Below are 4692 nucleotides of genomic sequence, written 5' to 3'. Positions count from 1 at the left end.
ACTCCGTCTCGCCGGGCGGCGCGTCGTCGTCATCGGGGGCGGCCAGGTCGCCCAGCGCCGGCTGCCGGCCCTCATCGCGACCGGCGCCGACATCGTGCTCGTGTCGCCCGCCGCGACCCCCTCCGTCGAAGCCATGGCCGACGCCGGTGAACTCCGCTGGGAGCGCCGTCCGTTCGCCGACGGCGACCTGAGCGACGCCTGGTACGTCCTGATCGCCTCCAGCGACACCGAGGCCAACACCCGCGCGTCGGCCGAGGCCGAGCGGAACAGGACATGGTGCGTACGGAGCGACAACGCCGAGGCCGCCACCGCCTGGACCCCGGCCACCGGCCGCAGCGAGGGCGTGACCGTCGCGGTTCTCACCGGACGCGACCCGCGACGCTCCGCCGGCGTGCGCGACGCCATCGTGGAGGGCCTGCGCGACGGCAGCCTCGTCGCCCCCCGGCACCGCACCAGGACCCCCGGCGTCGCCCTCGTCGGCGGCGGCCCCGGCGATCCGGAGCTGATCACCGTACGCGGCAGGCGGCTGCTCGCCGAGGCCGACGTCGTCATCGCCGACCGCCTCGGCCCGCGCGACCTCCTCGACGAACTCCCGCCGCACGTCGAGGTGATCGACGCCGCGAAGATCCCGTACGGCCGCTACATGGCGCAGGAGGCGATCAACAACGCGCTGATCGAGCACGCCAAGGCGGGCAAGGCGGTCGTACGGCTCAAGGGCGGCGACCCCTTCGTCTTCGGCCGCGGCATGGAGGAGGCCCAGGCGCTCGCCGAGGCGGGCATCGCCTGCACCGTCGTCCCCGGTATCTCCAGCTCCATCAGCGTGCCGGGCGCCGCGGGCATCCCGGTCACCCACCGGGGTGTGGCACACGAGTTCACCGTGGTCAGCGGCCATGTGGCCCCCGAGGACCCGCGCTCCCTGGTCGACTGGCCCGCACTCGCCAAGCTGCGCGGCACCCTCGTCCTGCTGATGGCCGTCGACAAGATCGGCGCCATCGCCCTGACCCTCATCGCCCACGGCAAATCGCCGTCGACCCCCGTGGCACTGATCCAGGAGGGCACGACGGCGGCGCAGCGCCGTGTGGACGCCACACTCGAAACGGCAGCCGAAGCCGCCCGTACGGGGGACGTACGGCCCCCGGCCGTCATCGTCATCGGCGACGTGGTCGCGGTCGGCGAGGGTCCCGGCGGTCCCGACCGTGGCTGAGATCGTCACCGTCGAAGCGTCCCCGGACGGCTCCGCCGACCCCCGCCTCAGCGACTACACCGACCTCACGGACGTCGAACTCCGCCGTCGGCGCGAGCCCGCCGAGGGCCTGTTCATCGCCGAGGGGGAGAAGGTCATCCGCCGTGCCGTGGCGGCCGGTTACGAGATGCGGTCCATGCTTCTGACGGCCAAGTGGACCGACGTGATGCGGGACGTCATCGACGGGACCGCCGCGCCCGTCTACCAGGTTGCCCCGGAGCTGGCCGAACGCGTCACCGGCTACCACGTCCACCGCGGCGCGCTTGCCTCCATGCGCCGCAAGCCCCTGCCGCCACCCGCCGACCTCCTGCGGAGGGCACGCCGCGCCGTCGTCTTCGAGGACATGGTCGACCACGCCAATCTCGGCGCCGCCTTCCGCAACGCCGCGGCGCTCGGCGTCGACGCCGTCCTGCTCACCCCGCGCTGCGCCGACCCGCTCTACCGGCGCGCCGTGAAAGTCTCGATGGGCGCCGTCCTCCAGGTCCCGTGGACCCGGCTGGAGTCCTGGCCGAAGGACGCGCACCTGCTGGGCGAGGCGGGATTCGTCACTGCGGCCCTGTGCCTGGACGAGAACGCGATCAGCCTCGACGCGCTCGCCGAGCGGCGCGACGACAGACTCGCGCTCCTCTTCGGCACCGAGGGCGACGGGCTGACCCCCGGTGCCCTCGCCGCAGCCGACCTGCGGGTGAGCATCCCGATGGACGCCGGGGTGGACTCCCTCAACGTCGCCGCCACCTCGGCCGTCGCCTTCTACATGACGCGGCCCCGCGCCTGACCGTCTTCTACAGCTGCTGCGCCGCCGCGATCCCCAGCGCGACGATCAGCGTCACCACCACGAACACGATCAGCCGCTGCCGCAGCAGCCGCGGATTGGCAGGCCTGCGCCCGCCGCGTCCGCCCGACGTCGTACGCGCCCCGGGTCTGCTGCCCTGACGGCCGCCGGTACGTGAACCGGTACGCACGCCGTCCCGGGGCCTCGGCGGACGCCCGCCGCCGCCCGTGCGCGACGCCGAACCACGCGGTCCCTGCGCACGGGAGTCCGGCCCGCCCCCGGTCCGGCCCTGGGTGGACCCCGTCCGGTCGGGCCGCTCGGCCCGCTCCGTGCGCTCGGTCCGCTGCGGCATCCGCGCCGTACGCTCCGGGACCCGCCCCGTCTGCGCCTCCTGCCGGGTCCGCTCGCGCTGCGCCGGCGGCCGTCCGTCCGTCAGCCCCTGCCCCTCCCGCGCCGCGATCTCCTTGAGCCGCATCGAGAGCTGGAGCGTGCTCGGCCGCTCCTCGGGGTCCTTGGCGAGACAGGCCCGCACCAGCGGCGCGAGCGCGTCCGGCACCCCGTACAGCTGCGCCTCCTCGTGCACCACGCGGTAGAGCATGACCTCCGAACTGCCGTGCCCGAAGGGCGAGTCGGCCGTCGCGGCATAGGCCAGCGTCGCGCCGAGCGCGAAGACGTCCGTCGACGGGGTCACCGCCGCGCCGCGCACCTGCTCGGGCGCCAGGAAGCCGGGCGACCCGACGGCCGTACCGACGTGCGTGAGGGTGCTCGCCCCGGTCGCCCAGGCGATGCCGAAGTCGATGATGCGCGGGCCCTTGGGGGAGAGCAGGATGTTCGACGGCTTCAGATCGCGGTGGACGACCCCCGCCTCGTGCACCGCGAGCAGCCCCTCGGAGAGCGCGGCTCCCACGGAGGCGACCTCGGCGGCCGACAGCGGCCCGTCCTCGGCCACCTTGTCGTGCAGCGAGGGCCCCGGAACGTACTGGGTGGCGAACCACGGCCGGTCCGCGTCGAGATCGGCGGCCACCAGCCGGGCGGTGCAGCCGCCGCGGATCCGCCGGGCCGCCGAGACCTCGCGGGCGAACCGCGAACGGAACTCCTGGTCCTCGGCGAGATCGGGTCTGATCACCTTCAGCGCGACCCGCTGGCCGCGCCGGTCGGAACCCAGATACACGACGCCCATGCCGCCCTGGCCCAGCCGCCGGTGAATCCTGAACGAACCGACGACACGCGGGTCCTCGCGCCGGAGCCGCATCATCGCCATGTCCATCCCCGCTGCCCGGTCGTCCGTGTGACGTGGCACAGCTTACGTACCCGCGCCCCGGGGCGCTCATAGGCCGCGCCCTCACGAACCGATCGATTGTCAGTGCCGGGTGAGAAACTTGAGGGGTGGTCAGAGGACCGCGGATCCAAGGTCCTCGGGCCCGTGCGAGATCTCAAATGGTCGGTCGCAGAAGGGGGATTGGATCAATGAAGGGTGACCGCGTGGAGATAGTGGTGGACGCGGGTGACACGACGCGTACGTACGAAGTCGTGGCAAGTCGGGCAGGCCGCCGGGTGGAGACGGCGGTGCGTCGAGGAGTGGTGGAAGTGAGTGAAGTCACCCGCAACGGCTCGGTGGTGCGCACGGCGCGCTTCATGGCCACGCGCGTGCTCGCTCTGGTCGAACAACCGGTACCCAGGGAGGACCTCTCGGAGCGTCCCCTCCGGGATGACCCCAAGGACCGGCGCCCCCTCTCCACCCAGGGGAGTACGTGACGGGGGTACCGCTCATCCTCCGGGAGGCCCGGCAATCGATACGCGGGCATGACGACCCGGGCCCGGCGCGTACCTAATGTTGTTGTCAAGCGGCGAGTGCAGCACTCGTCCCCCGAGGTCAGACACTCGCCGCTGCCAGACATGACAGGAGAGGGACCATGGCCGACACGGCATCGCGAGCGATGACCCGCACGCAGGGACGCAGGGCGTTCGACGCGTTCGGCGGGCGGAACTCGGGTTCGCGTCACCCCCTGGTGGCCACCGCCATGGTCCTGCCTCTCGCGGCCCTGCTCGTCGTCGTCTTCGGCGGCTGGGAAGCGGTGGTCACACAAGCGTCGTCCGTGGGCGTGATGCTGGGGCGCTGAGCGGCGCCCCAGGTTCGGGAGAGCGGCCCGAACCACAGACATCCGGCCAACAACCCCGTGGGGACGGGGGTGCGGCGGACGGCAGCGTTTGGCCGGTCAGCTGGGGAGCTGACCGGCCATCGCGCTGTCCGGACCCGTTTCCCGGGCCTGTTCCGGGCCTCTCGCCCGCACCCGCCGCGTAGGCTCCCGGCGGGAACACACCGCACCGGGGGACACCGACGTGACCACATCCGCGAGCGCGGCGACGACCGCGGCCGTCGTACGCGCGCTCACCCTCGCCGCCCGCCTCGCCGCCCACCCGGACACCGGATCCCCGGCCGCGCCCTCACCGGACTGCGGCGCCTGCGGGCGCGAGGAGACCGTGCTGGCCGACCGGTCCGACGGCGTGGTCGTACGGCACGGGGCCGCCGTCGCGAAGGCGCACGCCCCCGGCACCGACCCGGCGGGCCACCGCGCCCGGCTCTCCGTCGCCGCGCACCCGCTGCTCGCCGGAATCCTGCTGCCACCGCTCCCCGCGACACCCCCGCACATCGCGGGCCGCCCCGTCACTGCCTGGC

General features: G+C 73.6%; 5 protein-coding genes and 1 pseudogene. 5 read left to right on the top strand and 1 reads right to left on the bottom strand.

Annotated elements, in window-relative coordinates:
* Nucleotides 1-1204 (top strand): uroporphyrinogen-III C-methyltransferase (gene cobA, locus GXP76_RS34135; protein WP_242575499.1); only part of this gene is annotated, 1204 nt, incomplete at its 5' end.
* Nucleotides 1197-2018: an RNA methyltransferase gene (locus tag GXP76_RS34130; RefSeq protein WP_242575498.1), complete on the top strand. Its 822-nt coding sequence runs from the start codon at nucleotides 1197-1199 to the stop codon at nucleotides 2016-2018. The genes cobA and GXP76_RS34130, both read left to right, overlap by 8 nt.
* 7 nt (nucleotides 2019-2025) lie before the next feature.
* Here the strand turns inward: GXP76_RS34130 and GXP76_RS34125 are convergent, their stop codons facing one another.
* A complete protein-coding gene (locus GXP76_RS34125; protein ID WP_242575500.1) occupies nucleotides 2026-3282 on the bottom strand; it encodes a serine/threonine-protein kinase in 1257 nt (418 codons plus the stop codon).
* 200 nt (nucleotides 3283-3482) lie between these two features.
* Between GXP76_RS34125 and GXP76_RS34120 the strand changes: the two genes are divergently transcribed.
* The 3 genes and pseudogenes from GXP76_RS34120 to GXP76_RS34110 all read left to right on the top strand — a co-directional run.
* Nucleotides 3483-3770, top strand: coding sequence for a hypothetical protein (locus GXP76_RS34120; protein ID WP_242575497.1), 288 nt, complete (start codon nucleotides 3483-3485; stop codon nucleotides 3768-3770).
* A 158-nt stretch (nucleotides 3771-3928) separates the two neighbouring features.
* Nucleotides 3929-4135 carry a hypothetical protein gene (locus GXP76_RS34115; RefSeq protein ID WP_078078277.1) on the top strand — a complete coding sequence of 69 codons (207 nt, stop codon included), beginning with the start codon at nucleotides 3929-3931 and terminating at the stop codon, nucleotides 4133-4135.
* A 220-nt stretch (nucleotides 4136-4355) separates the two neighbouring features.
* Nucleotides 4356-4692 (top strand): annotated as a pseudogene (locus GXP76_RS34110) (aminoglycoside phosphotransferase family protein); the annotation flags it as partial.

This window comes from Streptomyces sp. NP-1717 (genome assembly GCF_022695985.1).
Taxonomy (GTDB): domain Bacteria; phylum Actinomycetota; class Actinomycetes; order Streptomycetales; family Streptomycetaceae; genus Streptomyces.
This window is presented reverse-complemented; position numbering and strand designations above follow the sequence as displayed.